We start from the raw sequence: 16,787 nt of genomic DNA, 5'->3' as shown, positions 1-16,787 counted from the left end.
GTGTCGGTCGAGGCCTACCTGGTGGTGCTGGGCGTGGTGGCCCTCGAGCGTCTCGCCGAGCTGGTCGTCTCCACGCGGAACGCCGCCTGGTCCTTCGCGAGGGGTGGCACCGAGCACGGCCGCGGGCACTTCCCCCCGATGGTCGCGCTGCACGCCGCGCTGCTGGTCGCCTGCGCGGCCGAGGTGCTGGCGGCGCACCGGCCGTTCGTCCCCGCGCTCGGCTGGACCGCTCTCGCGGTCGTGGTGGCGAGCCAGGCGCTGCGCTGGTGGTGCATCAGCACTCTGGGACCGAGGTGGAACACCCGGATCATCGTGGTGCCGGGCCTGCCGCTGGTCACCTCGGGCCCGTACCGGGTGCTGCGACACCCCAACTACGTCGCCGTGGTGGCGGAGGGTGTCGCACTGCCCCTGGTGCACGGCGCCTGGATCACCGCGGTGGCCTTCACGGTGCTGAACGCCGTTCTGCTGCTGGGGTTCCGGATCCCGGCCGAGGAGGCGGCGCTGCGCCACGCACCCGGTGCGGCGCGTCCCGACGCCGCCTCCGCATGAGCGCCGACGTCGACGCCGACGTGCTGGTGGTCGGTGGCGGACCCGTCGGGCTCGCTGCCGCGATCGAGGCGCGGCTGGCCGGCCTGTCCGTGGTGGTCGTCGAACCCCGCGTCGGCGCGATCGACAAGGCGTGCGGCGAAGGGCTGATGCCCGGGACGCTGACGGCGCTCACCCGCCTGGGCGTCGACCCCGTTGGGCATCCGCTGACGGGCATCACCTACCGGGACGAGCGCCGGCGGGCAGAGCACGCGTTCCGGGGCGGGCGCGGCAGGGGCGTGCGGCGGACCGTGCTGCACGAGACCCTCCTCGCCCGCTCGGCGGCCCTGGGCGTCGAGCACCTCGTCGCGCGCGTCACCGAGGTCCGGCTCGGGCCGACGAGCGTCGAGGCGGCGGGTGTGCGAGGTCGGTGGCTGCTCGGTTGCGACGGGCTGCACTCGACGGTGCGGGGTCTGGTCGGTCTGGAGGCCGGCCCACCGCGGCGCCGCACCGCGCCCCCGCGCTTCGGGCTGCGTCGGCACTTCGCGGTCGCCCCGTGGACCGACCGCGTGGAGGTCCACTGGGGCCCCGAGGCGGAGGCGTACGTCACGCCCGTGAGCCGCGAGGAGGTCGGCGTGGCGCTGCTCGGCCCGCGCGGAGCGGACTTCGACACCGTGCTCGGGTCCTTCCCGTCCCTGCGACGCCGGCTCGACGGCGCCGCGCCCACCAGCACGGTGCGCGGTGCCGGACCGCTGCTGCAGCGGACGAGGGCCCGTACCGCCGGTCGCGTCCGGTTGGTCGGCGACGCGTCCGGCTACGTGGACGCGCTGACCGGCGAGGGTCTGCGGGTCGGCCTGGCGCAGGCGCACGCGGCGATCGCCCACCTCGACGACCCGACCGCCTACGAGCACGCCTGGCTGCACGCCACGCGTGACTACCGGCTGCTGACCGCCGGGCTCGTCACGTGGGCGGCGTCGCCCGCGCGTCGCGCCGTCGTGCCGGTCGCTGAGGCGGCGCCCTGGCTGTTCGGCACCATCGTGGAGCGGCTCGCCCGCTGACCGCGCTCCCCCGGTGCCTCCGCGTTCCCCGGCACCGCACGCTCCCACGCGCCCCGCTCCCGCGACACGCAGCCGTACCCCCTCCACCGTGGGCGCGAAGCCCGCCAGACTGGGGCGGTGGCGCGGATGGTGGCGAACGGCGAACCGCCGCGCCCCCGCCAGTCCGGCCGGCACGCGTCGGCCGCGCCCGACAGACCGTGCACCGGGCCGTCGCCCCAGCCGGACGGCGATCCATGAGCTTCGCCGCCCTCGCACTGATCTGCCTCGCCGGCCTGCTCGGTCCGGCTCTCGCCGCACCGCGCCGCTGGGGCGTGCCCGTCGTGGTGGGCGAGCTGCTCGCCGGCATCCTGCTCGGACCGATGGGAGTCGGTGCGCTGCACGCGTCCCAGCCGACCTTCGCGTTCCTGGCCAACGTCGGGTTCGCGCTGGTGATGTTCGTGGCCGGATCGCACGTGCCGGTCGCCGACCGGCGGCTGCGCGACGCGCTGCCGGTGGGACTCCTGCGCTTCGGGGTGGTGGTCGTCGCCGCGGTCCCGCTGGCGCTCGGCGTCGCAGCGCTCACCGGGACCGGGCACGCGGCGCTGTACGCGGTCCTGATGGCGTCGTCGTCGGCGGCTGTGATCCTGCCGTCTGTGCAGAACCTGCGGCTCGACGGTCCGCCCGTGCTGCAGCTGCTGCCGCAGGTCGCCGTCGCCGACGCCGCCTGCATCGTCGCGGTCCCCCTGGCCGTCGACCCGGCCGGTGCACCACGCGCGGCGCTGGGCGCCGCGGCGGTCGTCGCCTCGGCGGCGGTGCTGTACGTGGTGCTGCGGGCCGCCGAGCGGCGCGGCTGGCGGCACCACCTGCACCGGGTGTCGGAACGTCGCAAGCTGGCCCTCGAGCTGCGGAGCAACCTGACGATCCTGTTCGCGCTCGCCGCGGTGGCCCAGCTCGGCCACGTCTCGGTCATGCTCGCCGGGTTCACCTTCGGGCTGGTGGTCGCCGCCATCGGGGAGCCGCGGCGCCTGGCCCGGCAGCTGTTCGCGGTCACCGAGGGCTTCCTGGGCCCCGTCTTCTTCGTCTGGCTCGGTGCGTCGCTCGACCTGCACGCGCTGGGCCGGCGGCCTTCGCTCGTCGGGCTCGGCATCGCCCTCGGCCTCGGGGCGGTGCTGGCCCACCTCGCGACCCGGGCCGTCGGCCAGCCCGTGTCCCTCGGTGCCCTGGCGGCCGCGCAGCTGGGCGTCCCGGTCGCCGCCGCGACGCTGGGCACCCAGTCGGGGCTGCTCGGCCCGGGGGTCCCCGCGGCCCTGGTGCTCGGGGCGCTGGTCACCATCGGAGCCGCCTCGGCCGGTGCCGCCGTGGCGGCGCGGACCCTCGGGCAGCACCCCGACGTCGCCGACGTCTCCGACCCGTCGGGCCCGAGGATCCCGCCGGCCCCTGCGGAGGGCTGAGCGGACCCGGACCCTCACAGGCGTCCGGTCAGCCCCTGCAGCGCGAGGCTGCTGCTCGCGACGGCGAGCCACAGCGCGCCGCCCAGCGCGAGCGGCCGCCAGCCGGCCCGGCGCAGGCCCTCGACCGGCGTCAGCAGCCCGACGCCGGCGAGCGCGACGGCCGTCAGCAGCCGTGCGGTCCACGCCAGCCCGGGCTGCCAGGTGGTCGGCACCGCATGCGCCGAGTTCACGGCGGCGGCGAGGAGGAACAGGACGAGGAAGGGCGGCACCAGCCGGGTCCAGCGGACCGTGGGCCCACGCTGCCCCGCTGCCCCGGCAGCGGGGCAGGCACGTCGGTGGGCCCCGACGGCCAACGTGAGGGTGATCGGGACGATCATCAGCGTCCGGGTCAGCTTGACCACCACCGCGGTGGCCAGCGCGCTCGCGCCGAACACGGTGCCGGCGGCGACCACCGAGGAGGCGTCGTTGATCGCCGTGCCTGCCCACAGGCCGAACGACGCCTGCGACAGCCCGAGCAGGTGGCCGACCACGGGGAAGAGCACCGCCGCCACGGCGTTGAACAGGAAGATCGTGGTCACGGAGGTGGCGACGGCCACCTCGGACGCACCGATGACGGCGCTGGTCGCGGCGATCGCGGAAGCACCGCAGATGGCGGTTCCGACCCCGACGAGCGTGCGCGTCTCCCGATCGAGCCCGAGGCGCCGGCCGAGCACCGCCGCCCCGGCCAGCCCGACCGCCAGCGTGCCGAGCATCACGGGCAACGCCGACCGCCCGGTCGCCAGCACCTGGCTCAGCGACAGCCCGAAGCCCAGCAGCACGACGGCGACCTGCAGCACCTGCTTCGACGCGATCCGTGCACCGGTCTCGAGGTCCACCGACCACGGCGCGCGCCGTAGCAGCAGCTCCCGGCACAGCACCCCGAGGACGATGCCGACGACCGGTCCGCCGACGACCGGCACCAGGGTGCCGGCCCACGTCGCGGCAGCCCCGAGCAGCACGGCGACGACGAGGCCCGGTCCGATGGCACGGATCGACACGACAGGGGTGGGCAACGTCGGCGCGTCCGTCTCAGATGTCGTCACCCCATCAGGGTCGCGCCGGGCGTCAGGAGTCGCTAGCAGGCTGTTCGCGATGCCGTCATAGGCTGCGGCTATGACCTCGCTCCCTTCCGCGCTCCCCGACCTGCGCGGCCTCGCACTCCTGGTCGCCGTCGCGGACACGGGTGGCATCGGCGCCGCCGCGCGAGCGAGCGGCATCAGCCAGCCCTCGGCCAGCGAGGGTGTCCGGGCCCTCGAGCGGCGCCTGGGCCTGGCACTCGTGCGCCGTGGGCGCTCCGGCTCGGGGCTGACCGACGAGGGGCTGCTGGTCGTCGAGCTGGCGCGCCGCGTCCTCACCGCGACGACCGACCTGACGGATGCGGCCCGGGCCCTGCGCCGTGAGCAGGACACTCACCTGACCGTGTGCGCGAGCCTGACGGTGGCGGAGCACCTGGTGCCGCAGTGGCTGGTGCGCATGTCCCGCGAGGCGCCCGAGATCAGCATCGCGGTGCGGATGGCGAACTCGGCGGACGTGGCGGAGCAGGTGCGCTCGGGTGCCGTGGCGCTGGGCTTCGTCGAGGGCGCGTCCGCCCCTCGTGGTCTGCGCAGCACGACGATCTGCACCGACGAGCTGATGCTGCTGGTGCGCGCGGCGCACCCGTGGGCCGGCCGCGGCGCCCCGCTGCGGCCGCGGGACCTCGCGGGCGTCCCGCTCGCGCTGCGGGAGCCGGGGTCCGGCACCCGGGACGTGCTCGAGCGCTGGCTCGCCCGGGACGGCGTGACGCCGACGGCCGCGGTCGAGGTCGCCTCGACGACGGCCCTGGTCGCAGCGGCGCTGTCCGGCGTCGCGCCGACCGTGATCTCCGGCCTGGCCGTGCAGGCCGAGCTCGCCCAGGGGCGGCTGGTGCCGGTCCCGCTCGCCACTGGGGAGCAGCCTCGACGGTCCGACGGCGGTCCGTTGCGCCGACGGATCCGCGCGGTGTGGCAGGGGCCCGGAGCACCCAGCGCCGCGGCGGCCCGGCTGCTGCAGGTGATCCTCGACCGCTGACCGCGCGCTACAGCTCGAGGTTCGCGCCCATCACCACGGTGCGCTCGGGCGGCAGGTGGAACACCTCCGTGCGGTTGGCGGCGTTGTGCGCCATCCAGACGAACAGCCGCTCGCGCCAGCCCGTCATGCGCGGCGCCCCCGTGGCGTGGACGGTGAGCACCGAGAGGAAGTAGTGGGCGTCGGCGATGTCGACGTCCAGCTCGGGTGACTTCCCGATCGCCAGCGCCAGCCCGCGGGGGATGTCCTGGCTGTCGTTGAACCCGACGTGGATGGTCACGTGCACGATGCCGTCGTCGCCGTGGCCGAGGTCGTCGATCTCCACGCGGTCGACGTGCCGGATGTGCGGCACGTTCTCGTTGACGATCTGCACGATCGCGACGTGCCGGTGCAGCACCCGGTTGAACGTGACGTGCGAGCGCAGGGCCAGCGGGGTGGTCGTCTTGTTCGGGTGCGGGAAGACGGCGAACCCGGGGACGCGCTGGACGTCCTTCTCGCGCACCATGGCGATGAACTCGTCGAGCGGTCCCTCGAGGCGCGTCCGCTGTGCCGTCAGCGTGGCCGCGCCCTTGCGCCAGGTCGTCATCAGCGTGACGACGATCGCGGCGATCAGGAGGGGCAGCCAGCCGCCGCTGACGATCTTCAGCAGGTTCGCGCCGAAGAACAGCACCTCGAGACCGCCGACCACGACGCTGTAGGCGACCACCTTCCACAGCGCCCAGTGCCACACCCGCTTGGCGAGCAGGAGATACAGCAGCGAGGTGAGGAACAGGGTGCCGGTGACCGCCAGGCCGTACGCGGTGGCCAGCCGGCCCGAGCTGCGGAACACCGCGATCAGCACCAGGACGCCGACGAAGAGGATCCAGTTGATCGCCGGCACGTAGATCTGGCCACCCTCCTCCTTGGAGGTGTGCCGCACCGCGAGCCGCGGGAACAGACCGAGGCGCACCGCCTGCCGGGACACCGAGTAGGCGCCCGAGATGACCGCCTGGGACGCGATGACGGTGGCCAGGGTCGCCAGGACGACCAGCGGGAGGGTGGCCCACGTCGGCGCGAGCCGGAAGAACGGGTTCGCCGTGGTGCTCGGGTCCCGCAGGATCATCGCGCCCTGACCGAAGTAGTTGAGCACCAGCGCCGGGAACACCACCAGGTACCAGGCCCGCCGGATCGCGTGCGGGCCGAAGTGGCCCATGTCCGCGTACAGCGCCTCGGCGCCCGTGATGGTCAGCACCACCGCGCCCAGCGCGATGAACGCGACGAAGGGTCGGTGGACGGCGAACGTGAGCGCGTAGGTGGGCGACAGGGCCCGCAGCACGGTCGGGTTCTGCACGATCTGCGGCACCCCGAGAAGGGCCAGCACGCCGAACCACAGGACCATCACGGGCGCGAACGCCCGGCTCACCGCCCCGGTCCCCCACCGCTGCACGGTGAACAGGACGGTGAGGATCACCACCGAGACCGGCAGCACGAGCCGCACCAGCGCGGGGTCCGAGACCACCACGCCCTCGACCGCGGACATCACCGAGATCGCCGGGGTGATCACGCTGTCCCCGTAGAACAGCGCCGCACCGAGGATGCCCAGCAGCGTCGCCGCGGCGAGCCGCCGGGGGTCTCCCAGCCGGTCCCGCAGCAGCGCGACGAGGGCGAGGATGCCGCCCTCCCCCTCGTTGTCGGCCCGCATGATCAGCGCGACGTACTTGACGGAGACGATGACGGCGATGGACCAGAACACCATCGACACCACGCCCAGCACGTCACCGGGCGTGGGCTGCACGTCGTTGTGGTCGATGCTGAACACGGTCTGCAGCGCGTACAGCGGGCTGGTGCCGATGTCGCCGAACACCACCCCGAGCGCACCGAGCGCGAGCGCGGTGGCGCCCGCGCGGTGCGAGCCGTGAGGCTCGGGAGCGTCCGTCGCGCCCGTCGGGCCCGTCGCCGCCGGCGTGCCGCTCCCCGGCTCGGCCGCGCCGACCGGCATCTCCGCGTTCGTCACAACGGCATCGTGGCATGCCGGTCGGGGGCCGACCCGGTCAGCGCGCCCCGACCACCAGCTGGTTGGCGCACCGGAGCGCCGAGGGATCGAGCAGGCGCGCAGCCGCATCGTCCCCCGTCCCGGTGACGTGCCACGAGACGGGGGCAGCGGCGTCACCAGCATCTCGTCGACCGTCGCGCCTGCGCGTGCCGTCGGATGCCCGTGACGGCGACCGGTATCGCGCGGGCTGCGACGGCACCGGCGAGGGCTTTGGCCTGTCAGGCGCCCGCGGCAGTGACGATCGCGTCCGTGGCGAAGCCCGCCACCAGGCCGATCAGCAGCCCGACCGCCAACAGGTCCGCACGCTTCGCCTTGGCGGCGACGCCGAGCAGCTGGGTGACGACGTACAGGATCGAGCCCGCCGCCAGCGTAAGGAACAGCACGCTGACCGGCTCGCTGGTGAACCCGTGGCCGAGCGCGGTGCCGACGAAGGTGGGACCGCCGCCGATCAGGCCGAGGGTCAGCAGGAACGCCCACGACGGCCGCCGCCGGTTGCCGTCGGCGTCCAGGTCACCGGCGAGCGGTGCCGTGATGCCGAACCCCTCCGTGCCGTTGTGCAGGGCGAAGCCGATCACCAGGAGCGTGGCGAGGCCCACCTCGCCGCGCCCGGCGGACTGCCCGATCGCCAGGCCCTCGGCGAAGTTGTGCAGGCCGATGCCGATGGCGATCAGCAGTGCGAGCCGCCTCGCGGGAGACCACGACGAGAGGCGCTCACCCACGGCCACGGGAACGGTCTCCACCGATGCGGCCGCCGCCGTCCTGGTCGGCGCGAGTGTCGCCGTGCCGAGGCCAGCCGCCGGCGCCGAGGGAACGCCACCCGGAGGGGCACCCACGGGCGAAAGGTCCGAGCCGCCGGCGACGGGACCGGTGCCCCCACCTGCCGGCCGGACCGCGGCGTTGCGCGCCATCCAGCGCTCGTAGCCGACGAGCGACCCGAGACCGACGGCGAGGCCGACGACGAAGAGCGCACCGAGGCCGAGTACCGGGCTCAGCCCACCGGTGCCGTCGTGCACCGCCCCGAGGGCCGAGTCCACGGGCTCCCAGGCGTGGCTCAGCACGTCCCACACCAGGAACAGGAGCACGCCGACAGCGGTGGCGTTCAGCACGGCGCGCAACGTCGGTGCAGGCCGACGCAGCCGCCCGACCGGCAGCCCGAGCAGGATCGTGACGCCGGCGACGAAGCCCAGCAGCAGCGTGCGACCGATCCCCACGGGTCCCTCATCTCCATCCGACGACGGTGCGAAGTTAGGTCAGGCTTACCTACCTGGTCAAATCGAGGACGGCCCGCGTGAGCGACACCACATCCGGACGGCCGCGTGGGCGCCAGGTGGCCGTCCGTAGAAGGCGGACTTAGCGTCGAACGGACGGCGACGGCCCCTGGGGGCCGAGAGGCGGTGCACCAACGTGGCGAAGATCGCGTCCGAGGTTCTCATCGAACGACTGGCGGCCTGGGGGGTCGACACCGTGTTCGGCCTCCCCGGGGACGGCATCAACGGGATCATGGAGGGCCTGCGACGGCAGCAGGACAAGATCCGGTTCGTCCTCGTCCATCACGAGGAGGCGGCGGCGTTCATGGCCGCGGCGCACGGCAAGGCGACCGGTCGGATCGGCGTCTGCCTCGCCACGTCCGGGCCGGGCGGGATCCACCTGCTGAACGGTCTCTACGACGCGAAGCTCGACCACGCGCCCGTGCTGGCGATCACCGGCATGCAGGAGACGAGCGTGCTGGGCACGGGCTACCAGCAGGAGGTGGACCTCGACAAGCTGTTCGAGGACGTCACCGAGTACAACCTGATGGTCACCAACCCGACGCAGCTGCCGGGCGTCGTCGACATCGCCATCCGCACGGCCCTGGCCCGGCGCGGCGTCGCCCACCTGACGGTGCCCAACGACCTGCAGATCGCCGACGCGGACGAGGACCCGTACGCCCACGTCGCGCCCGCCCGCCCGCCGGCCACGTCGCCGATCTACCTGGCTCCCCCGGGCCGGCCGCGCGAGGAGGACCTGCGAGCGGCGGCAGCCGTGCTCAACGGCGCGCAGAAGCCGGCGATGCTCGTCGGCGCCGGGGCCCGCGGAGCCCGCGAGGAGGTGCTGGCGGTCGCCGCCGCCCTGGGCGCGCCGGTGGTCAAGACGCTGCCCGGCAAGGCGGTCATCCCCGACGACTCCCCCTACGCCGTCGGCGGCATCGGGCTGCTCGGCACCCGCCCCGGCGAGGAGCTGATGGAGAGCTGCGACGCGCTCCTGATGGTCGGCACCAACTTCCCGTACACCAAGCACCTGCCCTCGCCGGGCGCCGCTCGGGTGGTGCAGATCGAGGCCGACCCGACCCGTGCCGGCGTGCGCCTGCCCACCGAGGTCCCGATCGTGGGCGACGCCAAGGAGTCGCTCGCGGCGCTGCTCCCGCTGCTGGACGGCGGGCCGGCCACGGACCACCTCGAGAGCTACCAGAAGGCGATGGCGTCGTGGCGCGACGACATGACCGCGCTGGAGGACGCCGGCCGCAGCCCGATCGCCCCGCAGTACGTGGTCGGCCTGATCGACGAGCTCGCGTCCGACGACGCCGTGCTCACCTGCGACTCGGGCACCATCGCGACCTGGGCCGCCCGGCACTGGACCATCCGCGCCGGGCGCGAGTTCTTCCTCTCCGGCAACCTCGCCACGATGGCGCCGGGCCTGCCCTACGCCAACGCGCTGCAGGTGGCCTACCCGAACCGGCAGGTGATCGCGTACGTCGGCGACGGCGGCTTCGCGATGCTCATGGCCGAGTTCCTCACCGCGGCCCAGCACCAGCTGCCGATCACCGTGGTGATCAACAACAACAACTCCCTGGGCCAGATCCTCTGGGAGCAGATGGTGCTCGGCTACCCGGAGCACGGCGTGCGGTTCGGCAACCCGCCCGGGGACTTCGCCGGCTGGGCGCGCTCGTGCGGCGGGTTCGGCGTCCGGGTGCAGGACCCCGGCGCCCTGCGCGGGGCGCTGGACGAGGCGCTGTCGTTCGACGGGCCGTCCCTCGTGGACGTCGTCGTGGACCCGAACGAGCCGCCCATGCCCGGCAAGGTCAGCTACGAGCAGGCGCGCAAGTTCGCCACCGCCTTCCTGCGCGGGCAGCCCCACAAGGCGGCGATCGCGACCACGCTGTTCAAGGACAAGCTCTCGCAGCTGGGCCGTTGACGGTGCCGGCAGCGGCTCGTCGGTCCACCACGGGTCGAGCCCTCGTGACGGCCGCCGCCGGCACGGGAGCGCACCTGCCCGCGTGGACGGCTGTGGTCGCGTGGACGACGCTCGGCATCGGGCTCGCGTGCGCCCTGTGGACGCTGCTGGACGTGGTGCGCCGACCGCCGGCCATGCCGGTGATGCGGGTGGCCTGGCCCGCGACCATGCTGTTCGGCGGCCTCGTGTGGCTGTGGTTCTACCTGCGCTGGGGCCGCGAGCCGCGGCCCGCGTCCGAGCGGCGCCCCGGCTGGGTCGTGGTGGCCACCGGCGCCAGCCACTGCGGCGCCGGCTGCACGCTCGGCGACGTCGTCGGCGAGACCGTGGTGCTGGTCCCCGGCACGGCCGTGGTCGCGGGCGCCGGCGTCCTGTTCCGGGACGAGATGTACGCGCGCTGGACGGTCGACCTCGTCTTCGCGTTCGTCATCGGCGTCGCGCTGCAGTACGCCGCGATCGTGCCGATGCGCCACCTGTCTCCGGGCCGCGGCCTGGCCGAGGCCGTCAAGGCGGACACCCTGTCCATCGTCGCCTGGCAGGTGGGCATGTACGGCCTGATGGCGATCGTGCAGCTGTGGCTCGCGCCGGCATGGTTCGGCGGGCGGCTGCCCGTCGCCTCGGCGCAGTTCTGGGCCGCGATGCAGCTGGCGATGCTCGTCGGCTTCGTCACCAGCACCCCCGCGAACGTGTGGCTGCTGCGCCGTGGGATCAAGGAACCGATGTGAGGAGGCAGACGATGGAAGGAACGACCCAGCACGCACCACAGTCGCGGGGAGAGGGGCGGCTGCAGGCGCTCGACGGGGTGCCCGGGGCGCGCGGCGTCGCGGTCGTCACAGGCGGCTCGGCCGGTCTCGGCCGTGCGATCGTCCGAGCGCTGGCCGCGGAGGGGTGGGACGTCGCCGTGCTCGCCCGGGGTGAGGACGGCCTGGCCGGAGCGGTGGCCGACGTCGCAGCGGCCGGCCGGCGATCCCTCGGCGTGCCCACCGACGTCGCGGCGCACGAGGACGTCGACCGAGCGGCCGAGCGGGTCGAGCAGACGCTCGGTCCGATCACCCTCTGGGTGAACAACGCGATGACGGGCGTGTTCGGCCAGTTCGTCGACGTCGCGCCCGACGACTTCGAACGCGTCACCGCAGTGACGTACCTCGGGGTGGTGAACGGGACCCGAGCGGCGCTGCGGCACATGGGCGCGCGGGACAGCGGCGTGATCGTCCAGGTCGGCAGCGCCCTGGCGTTCCGCGGCATCCCGCTGCAGTCCGCGTACTGCGGGGCCAAGCACGCGATGGTCGGCTTCACGGAGTCGGTGATCACCGAGCTGCTGCACCGCAAGAGCGGCATCACGGTGTGCATGGTGCACATGCCGGCGCTGAACACCGTCCAGTTCAGCTGGCTGAAGAACCTGCTCCCCCACCACTCCCAGCCCGTGCCGCCGATCTACCAACCTGAGGTCGGAGCCGAGGCGGTGGCCCGCGTCGCGCTGCACCCGAGCCGCACCACCTGGGTGGGCTACCCGACGGTCGGCACGATCCTCGGCAACCGGGTGATCGCCCCGCTCCTCGATCGGTACCTCGCCCGGACGGGCTACGACGCGCAGCAGACGACCACCGACACCACGCCCCCGCTCGGCGTCAACCTGTACGAGCCGGTGCCCGGTGACCACGGAGCGCACGGTGACTTCGACGGCCGCTCCAAGGACTCGAGCGCCCAGGTCTGGGCGACGTTGCACAAGGGCGTGCTGGCCGGTGCTGCCGCGGTGGCGGGCGCCGTCGTCCTCGCCGCTGCCTCCCGTCGCGGCTCCTGACGCAGGCCGCGTTCCGGCCACCATGTCGGCCGCGTGCGCTACGTCCGGCGGCTCACCCTCGGCGAGGTGGAGCCGCCGGACGTGAGGAAGTCCTCCCGCCGCACCATCGCCGCACAGGCCATGAACCCGAGGACGGGGATCGCGGCTGCGCCGTCGCGGGGCAGCGGCGAGCGGGCGAGCTCGTCGCAGAACGGGTCGCGGCGGTTCTCCTCGCCCACCAGGAGGTCCACCTGCACCACCGCGACCTCGGGGTGGGCGCCCAACAGCTCGGCGGTCGCGTGCAGCGCGCCCGGCTCCCACCGCGAGTCGTCGTCGGCGAAGGCGACGAAGGGCGTGCGAGCCCGCTGCACGCCGACGTTGCGGCCCGCGGCAGCGAAGTTGCGGCCGGCCTCGACCACCTCGACGTCCGGGTGCGCGCGGCGCACGGCGTCCGGCGTCCCGTCCGACGAGCCGTTGTGGACCAGGATCACGGGCGCACGGTGCAGCCCGAGGGTGGCGAGGAGGTCGGCACGCCGGTCCCTGCTGTCCACCACAACGATGACGCGGGGTCCTCGACGACGCGGCGGGGCTGGCTGGGCATGACCACCACCCTGGACGAGCCGGCCCCGCCTCGCGGGGCGAGCGCAGCGACCCTCAGTGCTGCAGCGCGGCGAACGCCTGGTACACGAGGAACGCCGGCCACGCGATGGCCTTGAGGATGCCCACCACGTGCGGCCAGAACCCGTCGACCTGCTGCCAGAACCACACGAGCGCGCCGACCATGCCGAGGCCGTAGACGGCCCCGCCGCCACCGCTCACAGTGGCGCCGCGGTTGCCTGCCATCGCCGTCCCCCGGTCAGGAGCTGGTGGCGAGATCCGCGCGCGGCGGCTGGCCGTGCTCGTGGTGCACGAGCGACAGGTCGGGCCCCGGGAAGATCAACGCCTCGTGCCCGTCGTCGAACCGGACCAGGAACGGCTCGGTCCCGCCCGGGCCGTGCACCTCGAGGATCTCGCCCTTGCGGTCGTGGCTGCCGACCGTGCGACCGTGGACGACGACGCTGTCACCGACGGATGCATGCATCCCACTCACCTCGCCCTCACCGCTCACCGTAGGCGGGTGCGCGGCGGCCCGCCAGGGCCCGACGGCATCAGCGGGACGCCGCCGAGTCCAGACCCGCTGGCGCGTCGGTTGCTGCGGTCCGGGCCTGGCCGGTCCGCTCAGGCGCGTCCGGTCAGGCGAGCGAGAGGAAGAGCCGCTCCAGCTTTGCCACGTCCAGCTGCTCCGTGGCGTCCTCGTCCTGCGCACCGTCGGCGGCGGGGGTCAGGCACTGCTTCATCCCGGTGGCGATGATGGCGAAACCGGCCCGGTCGAGGGCCCGGCTGACGGCGGCGAGCTGCGTGACGACGTCCTCGCAGTCCCGGCCCTCCTCGATCATCCGGACGACCGCACCGATCTGGCCCTGGGCGCGCTTGAGCCGGTGGATCGCTGTCCCCAGCTGGTCGACATCGAGCTGCATGAGGCCATCCTCTCCTACGTCGTGCCTGGTCCGATGGTACCCCCAGGGGTAACCGGGCCCTTGGGCCCAGGCGCCCCCCGCCACGACGCCTAACGTCGACTTCAGGACGCCGTCGACGAGGACGGCGCGCCGTGAGAAGGGGCTCACCGATGCACGTTCTCATCCTCGGTGCCGGTACCGCCGGGACCATGGCGGCAGCGGGTCTGCGGCACCACCTCGACCAGGGTCATCGCATCACCGTGGTGGACGTCGACGACCGGCACGTCTACCAGCCCGGACAGCTGCTCCTGCCGTTCGGCACCTACCGCGAGTCGCAGCTGGTCCGGTCCCGTCGCGCGGTGCTCCCCCGCGGCGTGGACGTGGTGACGGGCGAGGTCGACTCCGTCGACACGGCGGCCGCGAAGGTGCGCCTGGTGGACGGGAGCGAGCTCTCCTACGACCAGCTGGTGATCGCCACGGGCACGACGCCGCGCCCGGACCAGACGCCCGGGATGCTCGACGGTGCCGGTCTCGCCCGCGGGGTGCACGAGTTCTACACGCTCGATGGGTCGATCGCCCTGCGGGAGGCGCTCGCCCGCTTCCAGGGCGGCCGGCTGGTGGTCGACATCGCCGACAACCCGATCAAGTGCCCCGTCGCGCCGCTCGAGTTCACCTTCCTGGCGGACGCCTTCCTGCGTGCGCGCGGCCTGCGCGACGCCACCGAGCTGGTGTACGTCACGCCTTTGGACGGCGCCTTCACCAAGGAGGTCTGCTCCAAGCGCCTCGGGGGGATGCTCGGTGACCGGGGCATCTCGATGGAGGCGGACTTCCTGCTGGAGCACGTCGACGCCGACGCCGGGCGCATCGTGTCCTACGACGAGCGTGAGGTCGACTTCGACCTGCTCGTCGCGGTCCCCGTGAACATGGGTGCCGACTTCGTGGCCCGCGCGGGCCTCGGTGACGAGCTCAACCACGTCCGGGTGGACCCGCACACCCTCCAGGCGGTCGACCACCCGAACGTCTGGGCCGTCGGGGACGCCGCGAACCTCCCCACCTCCAAGGCCGGGTCGGTCGCGCACTTCTCCATGCCGGTCCTGGTGACCAACGTGTCGGACGCGATCGCCGGACGGGCGCCGTCGGCGTCGTTCGACGGGCACTCGAACTGCTTCATCGAGAGCGGTGACGGCAAGGCGCTGCTGATCGACTTCAACTACGAGGTGGAACCGCTGCCGGGCACGTACCCGCTGCCGCGCATCGGCCTCCCGCTGCTGAAGGAGAGCCGGCTGAACCACTGGGGGAAGCTCGGCTTCCGCTACCTCTACTGGTACTTCCTGCTCCCCGACCGGCCGCTGCCCATCAGCTCGCGGATGTCGATGCTCGGCAAGCACGCCGCCTGACGCCCCGGGTCCCGGATCTCCCCGACCGGGGCCCGGCCACCACCCTGCACCACCGAAGAGAAGGGAGACACCGTGCCCGTCACGACCATCGCCGGCCGTCAGGTGCACGTCGACGCGGAAGGCTTCCTCACCGAGTACGACGAGTGGGACGAGTCGCTCGCCCCCGTCCTGGCCAAGGCCATCGGCATCGAGCTCACCGAACGCCACCTGGAGGTGGTGCGCTTCCTGCGCAAGGACTTCCTCGAGCAGAAGGAGACCGCCACCACCCGCCGCGTCCAGGCCGTGGGCGGTATCCCCGTCAAGGAGCAGTTCGCCCTGTTCCCCGCCAAGCCCGGCAAGAAGATGGCGTACATCGCCGGCCTGCCCAAGCCGAAGGGATGCGTGTGATGTCCGAGGAGTCCTTCATCGCTCCGGACTTCGGGTCCGACGAGCCCACCGGCCGCAAGCTGGCGATCATCTGCTCCAAGGGCAACCTCGACATGGCGTACCCCGGGCTGATCCTCGGCAACGCCGCGCTCGGCGAGGGCGTCCAGGTCGACCTCTTCTTCACGTTCTGGGGCTTCGACATGATCATGACGGAGCGCGCGGACGACATGGCGTTCAGCCCGGCCGGGAACGCCGCGATGCGGCTGCCGGTGGGCAACCTGCGGATGCCGCAGTCGCTGGCCCCCGCGCCCGGCATGACGGCGCTGGCCACCCGGATGCTGAAGAAGTCGATCGCCGACATCGGCGTGCCGACGGTCCCGGAGTTCCTCGACCAGATCGTCGCCTCCGGCGGCCGGTTGTGGGCCTGCCGGATGTCGGCGGACATGTTCCACGTCGACAAGGAGGACCTGCGCGACGACGTGCAGGCGATCATCAGCGCCTCGGACTTCATCGAGATGACGGAAGGCGCGCAGCTGCTCTTCATCTGAGCTCTGGTCCGGGGGGACGCCCTGCCGGTGCCGCCGACCGCGGTGGCACCGGCAGCGGCGTATCTGGCCGGTGTCGAGCGCCCTCCTCCTTCGTGTCGCGGACCAGCCGGACCGCGAGAAGGAGGGGCACCATGAGTCTCACCGAAGGGTGGGCCGTCTTCGTCTCCGCACACGAGTCGGCCCTGAACGACCTGGTCACAGCGCTGACCACCGCACGACCGCACCTGCTGTCGTACGGGTCGCCGGCGTTCACCCCCGTGTCCACCCGGTTCGACACCGCCATGGCGGCGATCCCGTTCCCGGGCACGGGCGGCATCGACTGGCACGTCCGCTTCACCACGCCTCACCTGGACCTGTACAAGCAGGAGGACCCGCTCCCGCCGGAGCTGACCCTCGGCCCGGGTGAGTTCTCGCTGACGACCACCGTGCAGCTGTGCGTCGACTGCACCAGTCGCGGCGGCAAGGGCGACCCGACGCACGGGGAGCGTGCGCAGGGCGCCGACGAGCGCGCTGCCCGCGAGGCGGCCAAGGCCGAGCGGGAGCGGTGGGACGAGTCCCGCGGCAAGGCGCGCAACCCGATGTGCACGGAGCTGGGCGTCGCGGCCATCGGCCACCTCGTGCCCACCTCGTCGGGCGGTGAGCCCGCGGTCGGCTTCGCGCTGGACGCGATCGAGCTGGTCGACGTCACCCCGGACTCGCTCGAGTCCGTGCTGGAGTGCCTGCTCGGCACCGTGCTGCGCGCGGTGCTGGCCACGCTCGCCGTCCCGCTGTCGGCCATCCGGGTCGGCGCCTTCACCCTGACACCGGCGCAGGGCCCGCTGATCGAGGCGGACGCCGTGCTGGCCCGCGGAAGCCTCTAGGAGGAA

Annotated in this window: 18 protein-coding genes; 11 read left to right on the top strand and 7 right to left on the bottom strand. The window is 73.4% G+C overall.

Translation table 11 applies throughout. From position 1 onward, the window contains the following. The 3 genes from QMF98_RS08580 (at position 1) to QMF98_RS08570 (ending at position 3,013) form a co-directional block, all read left to right on the top strand. Positions 1-549, top strand: a complete 549-nt coding sequence (locus QMF98_RS08580) for an isoprenylcysteine carboxyl methyltransferase family protein (RefSeq protein ID WP_337972689.1) — start codon at positions 1-3, stop codon at positions 547-549. After that, entirely contained in the window at positions 546-1,583 is a 1,038-nt protein-coding gene (locus QMF98_RS08575; protein ID WP_337972688.1) for an NAD(P)/FAD-dependent oxidoreductase, read from the top strand. The genes QMF98_RS08580 and QMF98_RS08575 overlap by 4 nt, the downstream gene beginning before the upstream one ends. A 233-nt stretch (positions 1,584-1,816) precedes the next feature. Then, positions 1,817-3,013, top strand: a complete 1,197-nt coding sequence (locus QMF98_RS08570; RefSeq protein ID WP_337972687.1) for a cation:proton antiporter — start codon at positions 1,817-1,819, stop codon at positions 3,011-3,013. Positions 3,014-3,027: 14 nt separating this feature from the next. Here QMF98_RS08570 and QMF98_RS08565 read toward each other — a convergent pair whose 3' ends face one another. Then, positions 3,028-4,095, bottom strand: coding sequence for a YeiH family protein (locus tag QMF98_RS08565; RefSeq protein ID WP_337972686.1), 1,068 nt, complete (start codon positions 4,093-4,095; stop codon positions 3,028-3,030). 70 nt (positions 4,096-4,165) lie between these two features. Here QMF98_RS08565 and QMF98_RS08560 point away from each other — a divergent pair, with 70 nt between their 5' ends. Then, a complete protein-coding gene (locus QMF98_RS08560) occupies positions 4,166-5,098 on the top strand; it encodes a LysR family transcriptional regulator (RefSeq protein WP_337972685.1) in 933 nt (310 codons plus the stop codon). 7 nt (positions 5,099-5,105) lie between these two features. Here the strand turns inward: QMF98_RS08560 and QMF98_RS08555 are convergent, their stop codons facing one another. Both QMF98_RS08555 and QMF98_RS08550 read right to left on the bottom strand, forming a co-directional pair. Then, the gene (locus QMF98_RS08555; protein ID WP_337972684.1) at positions 5,106-7,088 is read right to left on the bottom strand and encodes a potassium transporter Kup; all 1,983 of its coding nucleotides are present in this window, start codon (positions 7,086-7,088) and stop codon (positions 5,106-5,108) included. Positions 7,089-7,345: 257 nt separating this feature from the next. Beyond that, positions 7,346-8,338, bottom strand: a complete 993-nt coding sequence (locus QMF98_RS08550) for a ZIP family metal transporter (RefSeq protein ID WP_337972683.1) — start codon at positions 8,336-8,338, stop codon at positions 7,346-7,348. A gap of 193 nt (positions 8,339-8,531) precedes the next feature. Here QMF98_RS08550 and QMF98_RS08545 point away from each other — a divergent pair, with 193 nt between their 5' ends. Genes QMF98_RS08545 through QMF98_RS08535 form a run of 3 tightly spaced genes read left to right on the top strand, consistent with a single transcriptional unit; the run spans position 8,532 to position 12,135 of the window. Further along, positions 8,532-10,298, top strand: a complete 1,767-nt coding sequence (locus QMF98_RS08545) for a thiamine pyrophosphate-dependent enzyme (protein WP_337972682.1) — start codon at positions 8,532-8,534, stop codon at positions 10,296-10,298. 44 nt (positions 10,299-10,342) lie between these two features. Beyond that, a complete protein-coding gene (locus QMF98_RS08540) occupies positions 10,343-11,059 on the top strand; it encodes a DUF4396 domain-containing protein (RefSeq protein ID WP_337972681.1) in 717 nt (238 codons plus the stop codon). 11 nt (positions 11,060-11,070) lie between these two features. Next, positions 11,071-12,135, top strand: coding sequence for an SDR family oxidoreductase (locus QMF98_RS08535; protein WP_337972680.1), 1,065 nt, complete (start codon positions 11,071-11,073; stop codon positions 12,133-12,135). Positions 12,136-12,173: 38 nt separating this feature from the next. Here QMF98_RS08535 and QMF98_RS08530 read toward each other — a convergent pair whose 3' ends face one another. From QMF98_RS08530 to QMF98_RS08515, 4 genes are all read right to left on the bottom strand, one after another. Next, positions 12,174-12,665 (bottom strand): glycosyltransferase, encoded by a 492-nt coding sequence (locus QMF98_RS08530; RefSeq protein ID WP_337972679.1) that lies wholly within the window; start codon positions 12,663-12,665, stop codon positions 12,174-12,176. A gap of 103 nt (positions 12,666-12,768) precedes the next feature. After that, the gene (locus QMF98_RS08525; protein ID WP_337972678.1) at positions 12,769-12,957 is read right to left on the bottom strand and encodes a hypothetical protein; all 189 of its coding nucleotides are present in this window, start codon (positions 12,955-12,957) and stop codon (positions 12,769-12,771) included. A gap of 13 nt (positions 12,958-12,970) precedes the next feature. Continuing rightward, positions 12,971-13,195, bottom strand: a complete 225-nt coding sequence (locus tag QMF98_RS08520; protein WP_337972677.1) for a DUF1918 domain-containing protein — start codon at positions 13,193-13,195, stop codon at positions 12,971-12,973. Between the two features lie 151 nt (positions 13,196-13,346). After that, positions 13,347-13,631: a metal-sensitive transcriptional regulator gene (locus QMF98_RS08515; protein ID WP_337972676.1), complete on the bottom strand. Its 285-nt coding sequence runs from the start codon at positions 13,629-13,631 to the stop codon at positions 13,347-13,349. A 149-nt stretch (positions 13,632-13,780) separates the two neighbouring features. On the opposite strand from QMF98_RS08515, the gene sqr reads away from it, so the two are divergent. The 4 genes from sqr to QMF98_RS08495 all read left to right on the top strand — a co-directional run bounded on the left by sqr (position 13,781) and on the right by QMF98_RS08495 (position 16,781). Continuing rightward, entirely contained in the window at positions 13,781-15,007 is a 1,227-nt protein-coding gene (gene sqr / locus QMF98_RS08510; RefSeq protein ID WP_337972675.1) for a type III sulfide quinone reductase, selenoprotein subtype, read from the top strand. A gap of 72 nt (positions 15,008-15,079) precedes the next feature. Continuing rightward, positions 15,080-15,394 carry a TusE/DsrC/DsvC family sulfur relay protein gene (locus QMF98_RS08505; protein WP_337972674.1) on the top strand — a complete coding sequence of 105 codons (315 nt, stop codon included), beginning with the start codon at positions 15,080-15,082 and terminating at the stop codon, positions 15,392-15,394. Next, a complete protein-coding gene (locus QMF98_RS08500) occupies positions 15,394-15,921 on the top strand; it encodes a DsrE/DsrF/DrsH-like family protein (RefSeq protein WP_337972673.1) in 528 nt (175 codons plus the stop codon). Before QMF98_RS08505 ends, QMF98_RS08500 begins: the two co-directional genes overlap by 1 nt. Before the next feature lie 131 nt (positions 15,922-16,052). After that, positions 16,053-16,781 (top strand): hypothetical protein, encoded by a 729-nt coding sequence (locus tag QMF98_RS08495; RefSeq protein WP_337972672.1) that lies wholly within the window; start codon positions 16,053-16,055, stop codon positions 16,779-16,781. Positions 16,782-16,787: the final 6 nt, after the last annotated feature.

This window comes from Cellulomonas sp. NTE-D12 (assembly GCF_027923705.1).
GTDB lineage: Bacteria > Actinomycetota > Actinomycetes > Actinomycetales > Cellulomonadaceae > Cellulomonas.
Note: the sequence above shows the minus strand (reverse complement) of the source record. Positions and strands in the feature narration are given on the sequence as shown.